17 protein-coding genes are annotated in these 17,526 nt (G+C 65.9%); 6 read left to right on the forward strand and 11 right to left on the reverse strand.

Annotated features, from left to right (window positions below; all coding sequences use genetic code 11):
- Positions 1-26: 26 nt before the first annotated feature.
- The 4 genes from SR3_RS02175 to SR3_RS30395 are packed head-to-tail and all read right to left on the reverse strand — an operon-like array spanning position 27 to position 3,203.
- Positions 27-1,562 carry an NAD(P)(+) transhydrogenase (Re/Si-specific) subunit beta gene (locus tag SR3_RS02175; protein ID WP_068080199.1) on the reverse strand — a complete coding sequence of 512 codons (1,536 nt, stop codon included), beginning with the start codon at positions 1,560-1,562 and terminating at the stop codon, positions 27-29.
- 5 nt (positions 1,563-1,567) lie between these two features.
- On the reverse strand, positions 1,568-1,900 hold the full coding sequence (locus tag SR3_RS02180; RefSeq protein ID WP_068080201.1) for an NAD(P) transhydrogenase subunit alpha: 333 nt from the start codon (positions 1,898-1,900) through the stop codon (positions 1,568-1,570).
- Between the two features lie 11 nt (positions 1,901-1,911).
- A complete protein-coding gene (locus tag SR3_RS02185) occupies positions 1,912-3,033 on the reverse strand; it encodes an NAD(P) transhydrogenase subunit alpha (protein ID WP_068080334.1) in 1,122 nt (373 codons plus the stop codon).
- Positions 3,034-3,047: 14 nt separating this feature from the next.
- Positions 3,048-3,203, reverse strand: coding sequence for an aa3-type cytochrome c oxidase subunit IV (locus SR3_RS30395; protein WP_084454847.1), 156 nt, complete (start codon positions 3,201-3,203; stop codon positions 3,048-3,050).
- 206 nt (positions 3,204-3,409) lie between these two features.
- Here SR3_RS30395 and SR3_RS02190 point away from each other — a divergent pair, with 206 nt between their 5' ends.
- Entirely contained in the window at positions 3,410-4,831 is a 1,422-nt protein-coding gene (locus SR3_RS02190) for a sigma-54-dependent transcriptional regulator (protein WP_068080203.1), read from the forward strand.
- A gap of 283 nt (positions 4,832-5,114) precedes the next feature.
- On the opposite strand, the gene folP is transcribed toward SR3_RS02190, so the two are convergent.
- The 3 genes from folP to SR3_RS02205 all read right to left on the reverse strand — a co-directional run bounded on the left by folP (position 5,115) and on the right by SR3_RS02205 (position 8,243).
- Complete coding sequence (folP, locus tag SR3_RS02195; protein ID WP_068080205.1) at positions 5,115-6,233, reverse strand: dihydropteroate synthase; 1,119 nt, start codon at positions 6,231-6,233, stop codon at positions 5,115-5,117.
- Positions 6,230-7,432: a site-specific DNA-methyltransferase gene (locus SR3_RS02200; protein WP_084454848.1), complete on the reverse strand. Its 1,203-nt coding sequence runs from the start codon at positions 7,430-7,432 to the stop codon at positions 6,230-6,232. The genes folP and SR3_RS02200 overlap by 4 nt, the downstream gene beginning before the upstream one ends.
- 220 nt (positions 7,433-7,652) lie before the next feature.
- Positions 7,653-8,243, reverse strand: a complete 591-nt coding sequence (locus SR3_RS02205; protein ID WP_068080207.1) for a ribonuclease HII — start codon at positions 8,241-8,243, stop codon at positions 7,653-7,655.
- A 260-nt stretch (positions 8,244-8,503) separates the two neighbouring features.
- Between SR3_RS02205 and SR3_RS02210 the strand changes: the two genes are divergently transcribed.
- The 4 genes from SR3_RS02210 to SR3_RS02225 are packed head-to-tail and all read left to right on the forward strand — an operon-like array spanning position 8,504 to position 11,558.
- On the forward strand, positions 8,504-9,019 hold the full coding sequence (locus SR3_RS02210; RefSeq protein ID WP_068080210.1) for a GNAT family N-acetyltransferase: 516 nt from the start codon (positions 8,504-8,506) through the stop codon (positions 9,017-9,019).
- A gap of 51 nt (positions 9,020-9,070) precedes the next feature.
- The gene (locus tag SR3_RS02215; protein WP_068080213.1) at positions 9,071-9,676 is read left to right on the forward strand and encodes a CoA pyrophosphatase; all 606 of its coding nucleotides are present in this window, start codon (positions 9,071-9,073) and stop codon (positions 9,674-9,676) included.
- Positions 9,673-10,845 carry a CCA tRNA nucleotidyltransferase gene (locus SR3_RS02220; RefSeq protein WP_068080215.1) on the forward strand — a complete coding sequence of 391 codons (1,173 nt, stop codon included), beginning with the start codon at positions 9,673-9,675 and terminating at the stop codon, positions 10,843-10,845. Before SR3_RS02215 ends, SR3_RS02220 begins: the two co-directional genes overlap by 4 nt.
- Positions 10,842-11,558, forward strand: a complete 717-nt coding sequence (locus SR3_RS02225; RefSeq protein ID WP_245653730.1) for a retropepsin-like aspartic protease family protein — start codon at positions 10,842-10,844, stop codon at positions 11,556-11,558. The genes SR3_RS02220 and SR3_RS02225 overlap by 4 nt, the downstream gene beginning before the upstream one ends.
- Before the next feature lie 244 nt (positions 11,559-11,802).
- Here the strand turns inward: SR3_RS02225 and parC are convergent, their stop codons facing one another.
- Genes parC through SR3_RS02245 form a run of 4 tightly spaced genes read right to left on the reverse strand, consistent with a single transcriptional unit; the run spans position 11,803 to position 16,615 of the window.
- Positions 11,803-14,091 carry a DNA topoisomerase IV subunit A gene (gene parC / locus SR3_RS02230; RefSeq protein ID WP_068080217.1) on the reverse strand — a complete coding sequence of 763 codons (2,289 nt, stop codon included), beginning with the start codon at positions 14,089-14,091 and terminating at the stop codon, positions 11,803-11,805.
- Positions 14,092-14,133: 42 nt separating this feature from the next.
- A complete protein-coding gene (locus SR3_RS02235; RefSeq protein ID WP_245653732.1) occupies positions 14,134-14,478 on the reverse strand; it encodes a 2Fe-2S iron-sulfur cluster-binding protein in 345 nt (114 codons plus the stop codon).
- Positions 14,479-14,498: 20 nt separating this feature from the next.
- A complete protein-coding gene (locus SR3_RS02240) occupies positions 14,499-15,593 on the reverse strand; it encodes a cysteine desulfurase family protein (RefSeq protein WP_068080219.1) in 1,095 nt (364 codons plus the stop codon).
- The gene (locus SR3_RS02245; protein WP_068080221.1) at positions 15,590-16,615 is read right to left on the reverse strand and encodes a cysteine desulfurase family protein; all 1,026 of its coding nucleotides are present in this window, start codon (positions 16,613-16,615) and stop codon (positions 15,590-15,592) included. Before SR3_RS02245 ends, SR3_RS02240 begins: the two co-directional genes overlap by 4 nt.
- 154 nt (positions 16,616-16,769) lie before the next feature.
- Here SR3_RS02245 and SR3_RS02250 point away from each other — a divergent pair, with 154 nt between their 5' ends.
- Positions 16,770-17,426, forward strand: a complete 657-nt coding sequence (locus SR3_RS02250; RefSeq protein WP_068080223.1) for an alpha/beta hydrolase — start codon at positions 16,770-16,772, stop codon at positions 17,424-17,426.
- Positions 17,427-17,526: the final 100 nt, after the last annotated feature.

Genomic DNA, 17,526 nt, shown 5'->3' on the forward strand with positions numbered 1-17,526 from the left:
TCCCTTCAAGCGGCCCGATGCGGGCTTCAGTGCTGGAGGGATTTGACGATCTCCTCCACCATCTTTTTGGCGTCTGCCAGCAGCATCATGGTCTGGTCCATATAAAAGACGTCATTATCAACACCTGAATAGCCCACCCCGCTCATCGAGCGCTTGATGAACATCACGGTCTTGGCCTTGTCCACGTCGAAGACGGGCATGCCGTAGATCGGGCTGGACTTGTCGGTCTTGGCCGCGGGGTTCACCACATCGTTGGCGCCGATGATGAAGGCGACATCGGCCTGAGCGAACTCGCCATTGATGTCCTCCAGCTCGAAGACCTCATCGTAGGGCACGTTCGCCTCGGCCAGCAGCACGTTCATATGGCCGGGCATGCGCCCCGCGACGGGATGGATGGCATATTTGACATTCACGCCCTCTTTCTTGAGCGTGTCGGCCATTTCGCGCAGCACATGCTGGGCCTGCGCCACCGCCATGCCATAGCCGGGGATGATGATGACATTCTCGGCCTCTTTCAGCAGGAAAGCGGCGTCCTCGGCGCTGCCGCGCTTCCATGGGCGCTGTTCCTTGGCCGCGCCGCCTCCGGATTCCGCCGCCGCGCCAAAGCCGCCCGCGATCACGCTGACAAAGCTGCGGTTCATCGCCTTGCACATGATGTAGGAGAGGATCGCGCCCGAGGAGCCGACCAGCGCCCCGGTGATGATCATCGCCGTGTTGTGCAGGGTGAAGCCCATGGCGGCGGCGGCCCAGCCGGAATAGCTGTTCAGCATCGAGACCACCACCGGCATATCCGCCCCGCCGATGGGGATGATGAGCAGGAAGCCAATGATGAAGCTGAGCGCGGTGATCAGCGCGATATCCACCATCGACTGCGACATGAAGAAGCCGAAGATAAAGAAGGCAATGGCCAGCAGCAGCACGATGTTGATGGCATGGCGCGCGGGCAGCATGATCGGCGCGCCGCTCATCTTGCCCGCCAGCTTGAGGAAGGCGATGACCGAGCCGCTGAAGGTGATCGCACCGATGGCGATGCCGAGCGACATTTCGATCAGGCTTTGCGGGTGGATCTGCATGGGCAACGCCGTGCCCTCCGGCCCGGTCTGCGCCAGAGCGGTGGTCACATCATTCACCACCTCGACAATGCCGAAGGCCTGCGGATTAAGATAGGCCGCCCAGCCCACCAGCACCGCCGCCAGGCCCACCAACGAGTGGAAGGCCGCCACCAGTTGCGGCATATCCGTCATGGCGATCTTGCGCGCGGTGACCCAGCCGATCCCGCCGCCAAGCGCAATCGCCGCAAGGATCAGCCCAAAGGCTCCGAAATCAGGAACCGCTTGAAAACCATGTTCTATTGCGGTCGAAGGGCCTTCATAAGAAATTCCTGTTATAGGGAAATGCGTGACCAGTGTGGTCAACACGGCAATCGTCATGCCGATCATGCCGTAACGGTTACCCGCTCGACTGGTGCTTGGCGACGACAGCCCCCGCAGCGCCAGAATAAACAGCACACCCGAAATCAGATAGGCCAGCATGGCCCAAGGAGGAGTCGTGACGTGTTCCATCGCGTTCATGCCCGCTCCTCCCGCTTCGCGGAAGCAGCGGGGGTCTGGCGCTCCTTCTTCTTGTACATCGCCAGCATGCGCGCGGTGACCGCAAAGCCGCCGAAGATGTTGATGCTGGCCAGCACCACCGCCCCCAGCCCCAGCCATTTCGACACGCCCGCCCCGGCGCCAATCCCGCTGGCCGCCGCCGCGATCAGCGCGCCCACCACGATCACGCTGGAGATCGCATTGGTCACCGCCATCAGCGGCGTATGCAGCGCGGGCGTCACCGACCACACCACGTAATAGCCCACAAAGCAGGCCATCACGAAAATCGACAGAATCGAGATAAAATCCATGTCAGCCCCCCTCAGGCCAGCAGGCGGGGATGCACCACCGCGCCGCCCTGCGTCAGGCGGATCGCTCCGCCGATTTCCTCGTCCAGCACCGGAGCGCCCTTCTCCTTGTCCCAGAAGGCCGAGAGGAAGTTGTAGAGGTTGCGCGAAAACAACGCCGAGGCATCCGCCGGCAGCCGCGCCGCCGTGTTCGTCCAGCCCATGATCTTCACGCCATGCCGCTCGACAATCCGGTCCGCCACGGAGCCTTCCACATTGCCGCCCTGCGAAACCGCCAGATCGAAGATCACGCTGCCCGGCTTCATGCTCGCGATCTGCGCGTCGGAAATGAGGCGCGGCGCCGCGCGACCCGGGATCAGCGCCGTGGTGATCACGATATCCTGCTTGGCGATATGGCCGGACACCAGCTCGGCCTGGGCCTTCTGGTAGTCCTCGCTCATTTCGGTGGCATAGCCGCCGCTGCCCTCGCCCTCGATCCCCGCGACGCTTTCCACGAAGATGGGTTTCGCGCCCAGCGACTGGATCTGCTCTTTCGTGGCCGAGCGCACATCGGTCGCCGACACCTGAGCCCCCAAACGCCGCGCCGTGGCGATGGCCTGCAAGCCCGCCACACCCACGCCCATCACAAAGGCCTTGGCCGCGCTGATCGTGCCCGCCGCCGTCATCATCATCGGGAAGGCGCGGCCATAGACCCCCGCCGCATCGACCACCGCCTTGTACCCGGCAAGGTTCGACTGGCTGGAGAGAATGTCCATCGACTGCGCCCGCGTGATGCGCGGCATGAATTCCATGGCCAGCGCCTCAAGCCCGGCGGCGGCATAGGCATCGATGCGCGCACGCTGTCCGAAAGGATCGAGCCCGGCCACGACCCACGCCCCCGGCGCCACGCCTGTCAGATGCGTGGGATCAGGCCCCTGCACGCCCAGCACGATCTGCGCTCCCGCCAGCACGCTGGCGGCATCGCCCACCCTTGCGCCCACGGCGGCATAATCGGCGTCCGCTATCGAGGCGCTCAGCCCCGCGCCAGACTCCACCGCGACCTGCGCGCCCAGAGCGATGAATTTCTTCACCGTCTCGGGCGTGGCGGCCACGCGCGTTTCTCCCTCCGCGCTCTCACGCGGAACGGCGATCATCAGCCCCCCTGCCACGATCAGCGTGTCAGCAAAAAGACGACAAAAGCCGCCAGCAGAAGAATGATCGGCGTGGAGATCTTCACCAGACTGATGAAACCATCATAGGTCTGGCGCGCTGCGGTCACATCCTGACCGCCATGGCTATGCGCTGAAGGATCATGGGCCTGTGTCATGAAATCCTGTCCCGTCTGTTGTTCTTGGCCGCGATCCTATCATCCCGCGCGCGCATCACAACCACCAACTTGTGCCCGCCTTTACAGTCTCTTTGTACCCGTCCTTACAGCTCCTTGCCGGTGGTTTAAGCGTAACTTTACACCTTTGACTGTAGGCGTTGCGCATGGCCGCCCATCCTGGGTGGCGCCACAGGTTGCACGCAAGCATGTCCGAGACCGAACCCCGCCTGCTGATGCTGATCGACGATGAGCCCGCGCAGAGCCGCCTCATCACCGCTCTGGCCGCGCGCGAGGGATGGCGCACCATCGTGGTGAACGACGCCGAAACCGCCATCGCCATGCTGGGCACGCGCCAGGGCATGCAGCTGGGCGCCATCATCCTCGACCAGTGGGTGCCCGGCGAGGACGCCTGCAGCCTGATCGCGGAACTGCGCAACCGCCGCCCCGCCCTGCCGATCCTGATGCTGACCACCAGCGCCTCGCCCCTGCTCGCCGTGGAAGCCATGCGCGCCGGGGCCACCGATTACCTCATCAAGCCTGTCGCGCCCGACCGCATGATGCAGGCCCTGCGCACCGCCACCACGCGTGAGGCCCCGCGTGACGAACTGCAGCCGCTCACCGAAAAGATGCACGGCCCCGCCACCTTCGAGGCGATGATCGGCGCGTCCCCCGCCTTCCGCACCGCGCTGGCGATTGCCGCGAAAGCGGCCCGCAACCACGGCCCCGTGCTGATCGAGGGCGAAAGCGGCACCGGCAAGGAAATGCTGGTCCACGCCATTCACGCGGCGTCGATGCGCTCCAAGCTGCCGCTGCGCATCGTCAACGCGGGCACCACGCCGGGCAATTCCATCGAATCGATCCTCTTCGGCCACGAGAAGGGCGCCTTCCCCGGCGCCTTCGACCGGCAAGTGGGCGCCCTGCAACAATGCGACGGCGCCACGCTGGTCATCGACGAGATCGACCGCCTGCCCCTGCCCGTGCAGGAGCGCCTCGCCGAAGCCCTGACGCGCAGCGACTGCCGCCCCATCGGCGCGCGCCACTCTTTCCGCGTCGACGTGCGCCTGATCGCCGCCAGCAACTTCCCGCTGAAGGAACTGGTGGCCCAGGGCGATTTCCTGCCCGATCTGCAGGCCCTGATCGGCGGCACCACGCTCTATCTGCCCAGCCTGCGCGAGCGCACCGGCGATATTCCCGCCCTTGCCCGCCATTTCCTCGCCCGCATCGGCGAGCAACCCGGCCTGCGCAGCCTTGGCATCACGGAAGGCGCGCTGTCGCTGCTCTCCGCCTATGACTGGCCCGGCAATGTGCGCCAGCTGCAGGCCGTGCTGTTCCGCGCCGCCGTCTTCTGCGATGGCGATGCGTTGACGGCTGACGATTTCCCCCAGCTCTCCAGCATGATCACCGCCGAGCCGGTGCATGTGAACGGCGTCGCCCACGAAAGCGCGGGCGTGATGCTGTTCACCGCCGACGGCAATCTGCGCCCGCTGGAAGACATCGAGGCCGATGTGATCCGTCTGGCCATCGGGCATTATCGCGGACGCATGACCGAGGTGGCCCGCCGTCTGGGGATCGGGCGTTCGACCCTGTATCGCAAGCTGAGCGATCTGGGGATCGATAACGTCGCTTAAGAGTTTTGAAGAAAAGGAAAATGCGAGGGTGTTACACCCTCGCGCTCCCATGACTGTCTACGTTGCGCCAGGGGCTCAGCCTTGGAGCGAGGTCGCTGCGCCGCAGCTTTGAAAATTGCCTGCCTGCGGCGCATGATTGTGCAGTTGGAGAGGCCGGACGCACCGACCGGGAGCCACCGAGCTTTCGCCGGGAGACGTTCCGGGGGTGCAGGGGGCGCCAACCGATTTCTCTCGAGAAATCGGCACTTAAATAGCCGCCCCCTGCTTTCCTCCCCTAAAATCTTCAATCCACGATCTGCGAGAAATCCGTCAGCGCCGCATCGCGCATCCCGCGCCAGACATGCATCGCCTGCACGGTCTCGGGCACGTCATGGACGCGGATGATCTGCACGCCCGCCTCCATCATCTTCAAGGCCAGAGCCACGCTGCCCCCCAGCCGCTTATGCGCCGGAGCCTCGGCAGACAGCGCCCCGATCATCCGCTTGCGGCTGGCCCCCACCAGCAGCGGGCAGCCCAGGGCATGATACAGCGGCAGGGCATTCATCAGCGCGAGGTTTTCCGCCAGCGTCTTGCCGAAGCCAATGCCGGGATCGAGCAGGATCTTCTCCGCCGGAATGCCCGCCGCCATGGCCCTGTCGCGGTGTTCGCGCAGCCAGTCGAAGACGTCCAGCACCACATCGGCATAGGTGGCGTTGCTGTGCAGATCGGCATCGTCGCCCGGCGCATGCATCAGGCAGATGGGTGCGCCGCTGCGGGCCACAAAGCCCAGCGCGCGCGGATCGTGGCGCAGGGCGGACACATCGTTGACGATCTGCGCACCCGCGCCCAGCCCGGCCTCCATCACCACCAGACGACGCGTGTCGAGGCTGATCGCCGCGCCCATCGCCGCCAGATGCTCGACGGCGGGGATCACGCGCTTCAGCTCATCGCCTTCCCACACGGCGGGGGCGTTGGGGCGGGTGCTTTCGCCGCCCACATCGATGATCGCCGCGCCCGCTTCCAGCATGGCGGCGGCATGGGCCTGCGCCACCTCGGGCCTGTCGAGGAACTGGCCCGCATCGGAGAAGCTGTCGGGCGTCATGTTGAGGATGCCCATGATCTGCGGGCCATCCATGCGGATCACGCGGTTGCCGCCATCCTTCAGGGGCAGCGTCAGCGGCGCACGCGGGCTACGCAGGGCATCCCATTGCCCCGCGCCATCCGCGCGGACGTCGGCGGGCAGAGCCGCCAGCGCGGCGGGCACATCGCCAACCACCTCGCGCGCGATCACCCGCGCGCCATCCCTCACGATCACGGCAAAACGGCTGGCCCAGGCCATACCGCCCGCCAGCCGCACCGCTCCGCCTTCCGCCTGCGGGCTCTCGGCCAGCGCGGCGGGGCGGATATAGACCTGCAAGCTCACGGCTCGGTGGAGAGCAGGTAAAGCTGACGGATGGCGTCGAGCGGCTTGATCTGCCCCTCATGCTCGATGTTCCAGAAGGTCCAGCCGTTGCAGCTGGGCGCGCCCTGCAGCTTGGCGCCCACGCCATGGATCGAGCCCGTCACATCGCCCGAGGCCAGCGAGCCATCGGCGCGCACCGTGGCGCGCAGCGTGTCCTTCTTGGCCGACAGCTGGGCGCCCGGCTTGATCCAGCCGGTTTCCACCAGCGTGCCGAAGGCCACCTTGGGCGCGGCCTTGGGGCTCTGCATGGTGGTCAGCGCGGCCTCGTCGAGCGGCAGCGCCATCTCGATGCGCTCCAGCGCGGCCTCGCGGTAATCGCCCTCACGCTCGCAGCCGATCCATTCGCGGCCGAGGCGCTTGGCCACCGCGCCGGTGGTGCCGGTGCCGAAGAAGGGGTCCAGCACCACATCGCCCTTGTTGGTGGTGGCCAGCATCACGCGATAAAGCAGGCTTTCCGGCTTCTGCGTGGGGTGGACCTTCGACCCGCCCTTCTTCAGCCGCTCGCCGCCCGAGCAGATCGGCAGCACCCAGTCACTGCGCATCTGAAGCTCGTCATTCAGCGTCTTCATGGTGCGGTAGTTGAAGGTGTAGCGGCTCTTTTCGCCCATGGAGGCCCAGATCAGCGTCTCATGGGCGTTGGTGAAGCGCGTGCCCTTGAAGTTGGGCATGGGGTTGGCCTTGCGCCACACGATGTCGTTCAGAATCCAGAAGCCCAGATCCTGCAGGATCGCGCCGACGCGGAAGATGTTGTGATAGCTGCCGATCACCCACAGCGAGCCGGTCGGCTTGAGCACGCGGCGCGCCTCGGTCAGCCACTCACGGGTGAATTTGTCGTAGGTGGCGAAGCTGTCGAACTTGTCCCATTCATCGGTCACGGCATCGACATGGCTGCCATCCGGGCGCGAAAGATCGCCGCCCAGCTGCAGGTTGTACGGCGGATCGGCGAAGACCATGTCCACGCTGGCGCTGGGCAGGCTGCGCATCGCCTCGATGCAGTCGCCCGGGATGATCGTGGAGAGCGGCAGCGCCTCACGCGGCACCTGCGGCACAGGCAGCTTGCGAGCCCGCGCGGACACCTTGAGTCCAGACGTCTTCGGGGCGGGACGGGTGCGAACGAGCGGAGCTTCCGCGACGCGCTCTTTCACCAGAAGCTGAACCATGTGTGTTTTGCCTGAAATCCGTGGAAAAGATGTCCCTAACTGAGTCATCCAGAGTCCCACGTCAAGCACGACTCGCCGGAATCCAGCGAGTCGCAGAGTCGAGTCCGGCGGAACGAAAAGAGTCCGGATCAAGGTGTTGAGTCCACGATTCCGGCAGGACTCAACATCTTGTGGTCACCCGCCGCCGCCCGGCACTAAAATTTTTTGCGACAAGTTACACCTAAAGCAGGCAAAGTTGCGCCACCGGAGCGAAACTGCGCCGGTGATGCTCCGTCACGCCATGCTCCCGCATGCCCGCCAGATGCTCCGCCGTGCCGTAGCCCGCATTGCGCGCCCAGCCGTAATGCGGATGCGCCTCATGCAGGGCGCGCATCATGCGGTCGCGATGCTCCTTGGCGATGATGCTGGCCGCGCTGATGCAGGGCTCTGTGGCATCGCCGCCCACGATGGCGCGCGCGGGCCAGCGCCATGCCTCCACCCGGCCCTCGGGCGTCTTGTTGCCGTCGATCAGCACGGTGGCGATCGGCCCATCCAGCCGCGCCGCCAGATCGGCCACGGCCCTGGTCATGGCCAGCATGGTCGCGCCGAAGATGTTGAGGCGGTCGATCTCCTCCACATCGCACACGCCGGTGGCCCAATGGGCCTGCTCGATGATCTGCGCCTCCAGCAAAGCCCGGCGCTTGGCGCTCAGCTTCTTGGAATCCGCCAGGCCTGCGATGGGCATGGGCAGCGCTACTGCGCCTGCAACCACAGGGCCTGCCAAGGGGCCGCGCCCCGCTTCGTCTACGCCGATGATCCAGCCTTTTTTCATAGGGTCAGGCTGTGAAGGGGTTTTGGGAAGAAAGGAAGAGACGATGCGAGGGGATTATCCCCTCGCGCTCCCATGAATGTCTGCGTCGCGCCATGGGTTCAGCAGGTGGAGAGCCGTGGCGCACCGCTTCGGCGCCATTGCCCTCTCGTCGGAAGACGGTCCGGGAGCGCGAGGGGGTAACCCCCTCGCACCTTTCCTTCCTCCCCCCTTTCCAGAAATCCATTGCGCACACCCCACCCCTGCCCTATCCGCGCGCGGCCATGGCATTGAACCCCACCCTGATCCCGCTTGATGCGGTTGACCCCGCGCTGGTTGAAACCCTTCTGGACACGGCTTTCGAGCCGGGCCGACACCAGCGCACGGCCTATAAGGTGCGAGAGGGCATGGACTGGCTTCCCGCCCTCTCCTTCGCCGCGATGGATGAGGACGAGCATCTCGTCGGCACGATCCAGTGCTGGCCGGTGGCGCTGACCGATCCCGAGGGCCGCCGCCATCCGCTGGTGATGGTCGGCCCGGTGGCCGTGCTGCCCGCCCATCAGGGCGAGGGTTACGGCAAGGCGCTGATGACGGCGGCCTTGGGGGCGCTGTCTCCGGAAGCGCCGCTGCCTCAGGTGATGATCGGCGACCCGGATTATTACGGGCGTTTCTGGGGCTTTACCAATGCCCAGACCGGCGGCTGGGATCTGCCCGGGCCGTTCGAGAAGCATCGCCTGCTGGCGCGCGCCAACAATCCGGCGGTGCTGCCGGTGGCTGGCATGCTAGGCCCCTGGTTGTAAGGCGAGAGGCCTCTGGTCAAGCCGCCATGACATGGCCATATGGGGCCACGCATGACCGAGACCGCTTCCCTTCACGATAGACTGTCGGCGCTTTACCGCGCCGGCATGGCCCGCGCCGTTTCCGGCTTGTGGAGCGATCCGCGCATCGAGGACGATGTGCCGCTCAAGCCCGCCGCCGTGCTGATCGCGGTGAGCGATGCCGGTGAGCCGGAAATCCTGCTCACCCACCGCCCCACGACGATGCGCGCTCATCCCGGGCAGATCGCCCTGCCCGGCGGCCGCTGCGAGGAGGGCGAGGATGCCGTCACCGCCGCTCTGCGCGAGGCGGAGGAAGAGGTCGGCCTCTCGCCGGCTGATGTGCGGGTGATCGGGGAGCTCGATGTGATCCGCACGGCTTCGGGCTATGAGATCACGCCCGTGCTGGCCACGATCCCGACCGGCCTGACCTTCACCCCCAACCCCACCGAAGTGGCCGACTGGTTCGCCGCGCCCGCCGCCTATGTGCTTGATCCGGCGCGGCATGGCGCGCGTGAGGTCGAATGGAAGGGACGCAAGCATCGCGTCATCGAGATCGACTGGCAGGGCCGCCGCATCTGGGGCGTGACGGGGGCGATCCTGGCCAATCTGACGCTGCGCATCGACTGGACGCAGCTGTGAGCGCCACGCTCCCCAAAGCCGCATGGACGGCGCGCGAGGATCTGGCCGCTCTGGTACGTGCGCTGGGCCATGGCAACATCCGCTGGGTCGGCGGCGCGGTGCGCGACACGCTGCTGGGTGCGGATGTGAAGGATATCGACGCAGCCACCCCGATGCGCCCCGAGGATGTGGTCGCTGCCTGCAAGGAAGCGGGTTTGAAAACCGTGCCCACCGGCATCGAGCATGGCACGGTGACGGTGGTGCTGGCGGGCGGCCCGGTGGAAGTGACCACGCTGCGCCACGATGTGTCCACCGACGGGCGCCGGGCGACCGTGGCCTTCGCTCAGGACTGGCGCGAGGATGCGGCGCGGCGCGATTTCACGATCAACGCCCTCTATGCCGATCCCGGAACGCTGGAAATCTTCGACTATTTCGGCGGCTTGGCCGATCTGGAGGCCCGCCGCGTCCGCTTTATCGGCGAGGCGCATCAGCGCATCCGCGAGGATCACCTGCGCATCCTGCGCTACTTCCGCTTCCGCGCCCGCTTCGGCGCCGGGGAGCCCGATGCCGAGGCCGAAAAAGCCTGCGCCGATCTGGCCGCGACGCTCAAAGGCCTCTCGCGCGAGCGCATCGGCATGGAGACGATGAACCTGCTCGCCCTGCCCGATCCTGCCCCCACCGTGGCGCGAATGCAGGCACTGGGCGTGCTGGCCGAAATCCTGCCCGAGGCCGATGTGCCCGCGCTGGCCGCTCTGGTGGAGCAGGAGCAGGCGCAGGGCATCGCGCCCCTCGCCATCCGCCATCTGGCCGCGCTGATCCCCGCTGATCCGACTTTGGCCGGGCAGATCGCCGGTCGCTTCCGCCTTTCCGGCGTGCAGAAAAAGCGCCTGATGAGCGCTGCCAGCCGCCCCGGCGAAACCGCCCCGCCGCGGGCGCTGGCCTACCGGCTGGGCGTGCCCGAAGCGATCGACGCCTTGCTGCTGGCCGGGCGCGACGCCAGGGGCCTGGACGATTTCACGCCCCCCACCTTCCCGCTCAAAGGCGGGCAGATCGTGGCGCGCGGCGTGGCTGCGGGACCGCAAGTCGCCCGCGTGCTGCACAACGTCCAGACGGCGTGGGTCGATGAAGGCTTCCCCGACGCCACCCGCATCGAGGCCCTGCTGGAGGCCGAACTGGCCGCCCTGCAATGAAGACCCTGCCCGAGGACAGCCTCGCCGGAGATGCCAGCGCCACGCTGAAAGAGGCGCTGATCGACCTCTGGCACCAGATCGCCGCCGCCGTCATGGCCGAGCCCCTCGCGCAGCTCGCGCTGATCGGCATTGCGCTGGTGGTGCTGGGCGGCTGGGTGCGGCGCGGCCTGCCCATGGCCGGCGGGCTGCTGCGCCTGCTCGGCAATCTGGCGGTGATGGCCACCATTGCCATGGCCGTGCTGCGCTTCACTCATATCAGCACCGGCCTCGAAGGCCCCGGCCTGACCGAAGCACCCAAGCAGACCGTCTCGGGCGGCGAAACCCGCGTACCGCTCTCGCCCGACGGCCACTTCTGGCTTTCCGCCCGCGTCAACGGCGTGCCCATGCGCTTCCTGATCGACACCGGCGCCACCATCACCACCCTCTCCCCCGACAGCGCCGAGAAAGCCCAGATCACCCCCAGCCCCTTCGGCCAGAAGGTGATGATGCAGACCGCCAATGGCTCCACCCAGGCCGACGTCGCCTCGGTGGAAGAATTGCGCGTGGGCAGCGTGATCGCGCGCAACCTTGAGGTGGTGGTGGCACCCGGCATGGGCGGGACGAATGTGCTGGGGATGAACTTTATGTCACGGCTGGCGCGCTGGCAGGTGAAGGACAATGTGATGGTGCTGGTGCCGCATCATCCGGTCGGGTCCAAAGACGAAGAAAAGTAAGATGCGAGGGTCATCACCCTCGCGCTCTCTTTAATGTCCACGTTGCGCATCGGGTTCAGCCAAAGAGCCACGTCGCCGCGCCGCAGGCAGGAAAAGGTGACTGCCTGCGGCGCCTTAAGTGACGCAGGTGGAGAGTTTCCGCGCCACGTTCGGGCGCCACTGCCATATCGTCGGAAGACGGCATGGGAGCGCGAGGGGGTAACCCCCTCGCATCTTCCTTCTAAACCTTCTTAAAACCCCAAGCTTAAAACTTGTTATCCCGAGGAAATCCCTGAGGCGGCATCCGCCCGCCAGCCCCGCGCGCGACCTTCCACAGACGCATATCCTTCTCGGTCCGCATGCGCCCGCTCTCGCCGCCCATGCGCCATGTCAGGCCGTCTTCCAGCTTCAGGGTGGTGATGTCGGACAGGCCGCCATCGCGGTAGCGCTGCAAGGTCACACCCTGCCCCTTGGCCATCAGCGGCATTTCCGTCAGGCTGAAGAGCACCAGCTTGCGGTTGTCACCGATCACCGCGACGTGATCGTGATCCTCGGGGATCTCGCGCACCACCATCAGCTTCACATCCGCCTTGGTGGTCATCACGGCGCGGCCCTTGCGGGTTTCGGCCAGCAGATCGTCGGCCTCGGCGGCGAAACCGCGTCCGCTCGAACCGGCCAGCAGAAGCTGTGATTTCGCGCGGAAGGGGAAGATGGCGATGATATGGGTGTCGCCGTCAATGTCGAGCATGGAGCGGACAGGTTCGCCAAAGCCGCGCGCGCCGGGCAGCTTGTCGGCGCCCAGCGTGTAGAAGCGGCCATTGTCGCAGGCGATCAGCAGCTTGTCGGTGGTCTGGGCGTGGAAGGCGAAGGCCGGGCCGTCACCTTCCTTGAACTTGAACTCGCGGTCGAGCGGTTCGTGGCCCTTGGCGCCCCTGATCCAGCCGCGCGCCGAGAGGATCACCGTGACCGGCTCCTTCTCGATCATGGCGTCCATGCTGAATTCGCGGGTCGGCGCGGCCTCGGCGATGGTGGTGCGGCGGCGACCGAGCAGCGTGGTCTCGGCGTAATCCTTGCGCAGCGTGGCGAGGTCGCGTTTCAGGCGCGTGCGCTGGCGGGCCGGGCTTTCCAGCAGCTTCTGCAGCTCGTCCTGCTCTTTGAGCAGATCGTCTCGCTCGCCGCGCAGTTCCATTTCCTCAAGCTTGCGCAGAGAGCGCAGGCGCATGTTGAGGATGGCTTCCACCTGCCGGTCGGTGAGGTTGAACTCGGCCATCATCAGGGGCTTGGGCTCATCCTCGGTGCGGATGATCTCGATCACGCGGTCGAGGTTGAGATAGGCAATGATATAGCCTTCGACCAGTTCCAACCGTGCCGCGATCTTGTCGAGGCGGTGCTGGCTGCGGCGCTGCAGGATGTCGATCTGGCTGACGACCCATTGCAGCAACAGCGGGCGCAGCCCCAGCACGCCGGGGGTGCGCTGGGCATCCAGCACGTTGAGGTTGAGCGAAAAACGGCTCTCAAGCTCGGTCAGCTTGTAGACGCTTTCCTTGAGCAGATCGGGCTCGATGTTACGGCTCTTGGGCACCAGCACGATGCGGATCTGCGTGTCGCTTTCGTCGCGCACATCTTCAAGGATCGGCAGCTTCTTGTCGGCGATCAGCGCGGCAAGCTGCTCGATCAGCTTGCCCTTCTGCACCATATAGGGGATCTCGGAGATGACCAGTTGCCACTGGCCGCTGCCCAGCTTCTCGATGCCGGTGGCTTCCCATTCGCCATTCTCCTCGCGGCCCGTCGAGAAGCGGGCGCGAACGCGGATCGCGCCCTTTCCGGTCTCATAGGCGTGGGAGATCGCCGCCGGGCTGTCGACCACAATGCCGCCGGTGGGGAAATCGGGGCCGTGGAACACCTCCATCAGCTGCGCGTGTTCGGTGTGCGGGTCCTCGATCAGCAGCAGCGTGGCGTCGATAATCTCGGCCACGTTATGGCTGGGGATGGAGGTGGCCATGCCCACGGCGATGCCGGTGGCGCCATTGGCCAGCAGATTGGGGAAGAGGCCGGGGAAGATCTCCGGCTCCTCATCCTCACCATTGTAGGTGGGGTGGTAGTTGACCGTGCCCTCTTCCAGCCCCGCCATCAGCTGGATCGCGGTTTTGGTCAGGCGGGCTTCGGTGTAGCGATAGGCGGCGGCATTATCGCCATCGATGTTGCCGAAATTGCCCTGCCCTTCCACCAGCGGATAGCGCAGCGCGAAATCCTGAGCCAGGCGTACCATCGCGTCATAGACTGAAGCATCGCCATGCGGATGGTATTTGCCGATCACGTCACCCACCACGCGGGCGGATTTCTTGAAGGCCTGCGAGGGGTCCAGCTTCAGCTGACGCATCGCCCAGAGCAGGCGGCGGTGGACCGGCTTCAACCCGTCGCGCAGATCGGGCAGCGAGCGCGCCGTGATCGTGGAGAGCGCATAGACCAGATAACGCTCCGACAGAGCGCTGTCGAAAGGCGCATCCACGATGGCGTCGAAAGGATCGGGCTCGTTCAGGTCAATATCGCTCATCGCCTGTGGCTGTAGCAGGCCGGGGCCTGCCCCGCCAAGTGTTTAGCGGCGCTGCATATCCCGGCTTTCCCCCGGAATTCGCACCAGCAGGCCATCGAGCTCTTCGGTCAGGCGGATCTGGCAGGAGAGGCGGCTGGTGGCGGTGACGGCAGCGGCCAGATCGAGCATGTCTTCCTCATCCGCGCTGGCGGGCGGCAATTTGGCGAACCAATCCGGCGCCACCACGACATGGCAGGTGGAGCAGGCCATCTGCCCCTCGCAGGTGCCTTCCAACGGCATGCCGGCGCCCTGAGCCACTTCGAGCAGGCTGATGCCCGCCGAGCCCTGCGCCTTGATGCGACCACCTTCGGTGGTCAGAAATTCAACCTGTACAAACTTGTTAGCCACGCCGCGACAGCTCCCCGATTTCACACGCCCTGCGCTTGGGCAGCGGCGTCGATTCTTTGCAAGGCCTCGGCAAACTCTCCTTGGTCCGTATAGCGCCCGAAACCGATGCGGATAGAATTTTTTGCCTGAGAGGGCGTTAGACCTATGGCCGCCAGCACATGGCTGGGCCGCCCCGAGCCGCTGGCACAGGCCGATCCGGCGGAAAAGGCGATGTCGCGCAGGTCGCTCATCAGCCGGGCGACATCGAGGCCATCGAGCCGCAGGTTGAGATTGCCATGCCAGCGATGGGTTTCATCGCCGTTGAGCGTCCAGCGGTGGAGGATAGCGCGAGCAGTTTTCCACAGGCTATCCACATGTTGTCCATCGCTTTCCCACGAGGTTTGACACAGCGCTGCCGCAGCCCCGAACCCCGCGCAAAGCGCCGGGCTGAGCGTGCCGGAGCGCAAACCACCCTCCTGCCCGCCGCCGTGGAGCAGCGGGGAAAGGTCCAGCCCATCGCGGACCCACAGCGCGCCGATGCCCTTGGGGCCATAGATCTTGTGCGCCGAGACCGCGATCATATCGGCCTGCAGAGGCGGCGGCATCTTGCCCGCGCCTTGGACGCCATCGACCAGCATCAGCGCGCCCATGCCACGGGCACGTTGCGCCAGAGCATCGACAGGCTGCACCGTGCCGATCTCATTGTTCACCTGCATCACCGCCAGCAGGCCAAGGTCTTCAGGCAGCGCCACATCGCCTGCCACCAGCCCGTCAGTGCCGACGGGCAGTACATGAACCCCATTGTTTCTGGCACGCAGCGCGGCCACCGTATCCAGCACGGCGCTATGCTCGATGGCGGAATGGGCGATGCTACGACCGTGAAGCGCCACGCCCTTGATGGCCAGATTGATCGCCTCGGTCGCGCCGCTGGTGAAGATCACCTTGCCGCCCGGCGGAAACAGACCCGCCACCTGATCGCGCGCCATCGCCACCGCCGCCGCCGCCCCGCGACCGGGGCGATGCGGACTATGCGGATTGGCGAAACCCATGGTCTCCGGCCCGCCCAGCCAATGGAGCATCGCCTCGCGTGCTTGCGGAGCCAGCGGGGTGGTGGCCTGATAGTCGAGGTAGATCATCCCGCCACCTGCGCCCAGGCCTGCGCAAACCGGTCGATTTCGGCTTGCGTGGTTTCGCGGCCGATGCTGACACGGATCACTTCGCTGGTGTGGGGATAGCCCATGGCCGTCAGCACATGGCTGGCCCGCAGCGAGCCCGAGGAACAGGCCGAGCCCGCCGAAATCGCCATGCCCAGCCCGTCGAAGCGGATCAGTTGCGCGGCGGCGGCTTTGCCCTTCATGCGATAGGCGCCGATGGTGGCGATGCGCGGGGCATCTTGCGCCACCACCTCGCCGCCCGCCGCCGTGATCGCGCTTTCCAGATGGGCACGCAGGCGGGCAGCTTCCGCCATCCAGCCCGCGCCAGCCTCCAGAGCCGCCGCCATGGCCAGAGCGCCGGGCAGGTTTTCCGTGCCGGGGCGATAGCCGCGCTCCTGCCCGCCGCTTGGCTGGATCAGGCCCCAGTCGCGCAACAGCAGCGCGCCGATCCCCACCGGGCCACCGAATTTATGGGCGCTCAGCACCACCAGATCGGCATCGGGCAAAGCAATCTTCCCCGCCCCCTGCGCGCAATCAGCCAGCAGCAAGCCCCCCGCGCCGCGCACAGCTTGGGCGATCTCGTCCAGAGGCTGGATCACGCCGGTCTCATTGTTGACCTGCTGCACGCAGACCAGCCCCGGCAGCGCGCAATCCTGCGGCGACACGCGCCCCAGCGCATCCACCGCCAGCATCGGCGCAGCGCCCGCATGGCGCAGCGCCGCCTCATGCTCCACCGGAGAGATCGCCGCCAAAGGCTGCACGCAGCGCTGCATCGCGATGGCCAGAGCCTCGCTGGCGCCGCTGGTGAAGATCACCTCACCCTGCCAGCCCAGCGCCACCCTCACCCGCGCGCGCGCATCCTCCAGCGCGGCCCGTGCCGCGCGCCCGCTGCGATGCGGGCTCGACGGATTGGCCCAAAGCGCAAATCCCTCCTCCATGGCAGCGCGCGCCACCGGCAACAAAGGCGTGGTGGCCGCATGATCGAGATAGAGATGTGTAGCCATGAACCTGCTTTATCTGGAAAAGCGCGAAAAGATTGCTTTTGGAACCTTGCTTCCTATATAGCCCATCGCTTCCATTCACAGTCCCCCCTTGGGCCGCGCGCCGCTTTTTTAGCAGCGCCGACAAGAGAGAACTGCCCCTTCGCAGGATGAACCGATGCCCGCAGTGATCTTTCCCGGCCCAGAAGGCCGCCTCGAAGGCCGTTTCCAGCCCGGCACCCGCCCCCGCGCGCCCGTCGCCATGATCCTCCACCCCCACCCGCAGGCCGGGGGCACCATGAACGACCGCGTGACGCAGGCCCTCTACAAGACCTTCGTAGCCCGCGGCTTCGCCACGCTGCGCTTCAACTTCCGCGGCGTGGGCCGCTCGCAGGGCAGCTTCGACAATGGCATCGGTGAGCTTTCCGATGCCGCCGCCGCGCTCGACTGGGTGCAGTCGATCCACCCCGAGGCTTCCACGACCTGGATCGCTGGCTATTCCTTCGGCGCGCTGATCGGCATGCAATTGCTGATGCGCCGCCCGGAAATCCGTGGCTTCATCTCCGTGGCTCCGCCCGCCAACATGTATGACTTCAGCTTCCTGGCGCCCTGCCCCGCCAGCGGCATCATCGTGCAGGGCACCGCCGATACGGTGGTGACGCCCGGCGCCGTGCAGAAGCTGGTCGACAAGCTGCGCACCCAGAAGCACATCACCATCCATCACGATGAAGTGCCCCGCGCCAACCACTTCTTCGAGAACGAACTCGACGATATGATGCGGGCGGTGGACAATTATCTCGACATGCGTTTGTCGCCGGATTGCCCGATCCGTTAAGGGATTAAGAAGGTGAATGCGAGGGCCATCGCCCTCGCGCTCCCTTTACTTGTCTGCGTTGCGCATCGGGTTCAGCCAAAGGGCAACGTTGCTGCGCCGC

The sequence above is a fragment of the Novosphingobium rosa NBRC 15208 genome, assembly GCF_001598555.1.
Classification (GTDB): Bacteria; Pseudomonadota; Alphaproteobacteria; order Sphingomonadales; family Sphingomonadaceae; genus Novosphingobium; species Novosphingobium rosa.

Bases quoted from the DNA above. Each gene is read 5' to 3' on its own strand.
- SR3_RS02175 (WP_068080199.1), bottom strand. From the start codon at position 1,562: ATGGAACACGTCACGACTCCTCCTTGGGCCATGCTGGCCTATCTGATT.
- SR3_RS02180 (WP_068080201.1), bottom strand. From the start codon at position 1,900: ATGGATTTTATCTCGATTCTGTCGATTTTCGTGATGGCCTGCTTTGTG.
- SR3_RS30395 (WP_084454847.1), bottom strand. From the start codon at position 3,203: ATGACACAGGCCCATGATCCTTCAGCGCATAGCCATGGCGGTCAGGAT.
- SR3_RS02190 (WP_068080203.1), top strand. From the start codon at position 3,410: ATGTCCGAGACCGAACCCCGCCTGCTGATGCTGATCGACGATGAGCCC.
- SR3_RS02200 (WP_084454848.1), bottom strand. From the start codon at position 7,432: ATGGTTCAGCTTCTGGTGAAAGAGCGCGTCGCGGAAGCTCCGCTCGTT.
- SR3_RS02205 (WP_068080207.1), bottom strand. From the start codon at position 8,243: ATGAAAAAAGGCTGGATCATCGGCGTAGACGAAGCGGGGCGCGGCCCC.
- SR3_RS02210 (WP_068080210.1), top strand. From the start codon at position 8,504: ATGGCATTGAACCCCACCCTGATCCCGCTTGATGCGGTTGACCCCGCG.
- SR3_RS02215 (WP_068080213.1), top strand. From the start codon at position 9,071: ATGACCGAGACCGCTTCCCTTCACGATAGACTGTCGGCGCTTTACCGC.
- SR3_RS02225 (WP_245653730.1), top strand. From the start codon at position 10,842: ATGAAGACCCTGCCCGAGGACAGCCTCGCCGGAGATGCCAGCGCCACG.
- parC (WP_068080217.1), bottom strand. From the start codon at position 14,091: ATGAGCGATATTGACCTGAACGAGCCCGATCCTTTCGACGCCATCGTG.
- SR3_RS02240 (WP_068080219.1), bottom strand. From the start codon at position 15,593: ATGATCTACCTCGACTATCAGGCCACCACCCCGCTGGCTCCGCAAGCA.
- SR3_RS02245 (WP_068080221.1), bottom strand. From the start codon at position 16,615: ATGGCTACACATCTCTATCTCGATCATGCGGCCACCACGCCTTTGTTG.
- SR3_RS02250 (WP_068080223.1), top strand. From the start codon at position 16,770: ATGCCCGCAGTGATCTTTCCCGGCCCAGAAGGCCGCCTCGAAGGCCGT.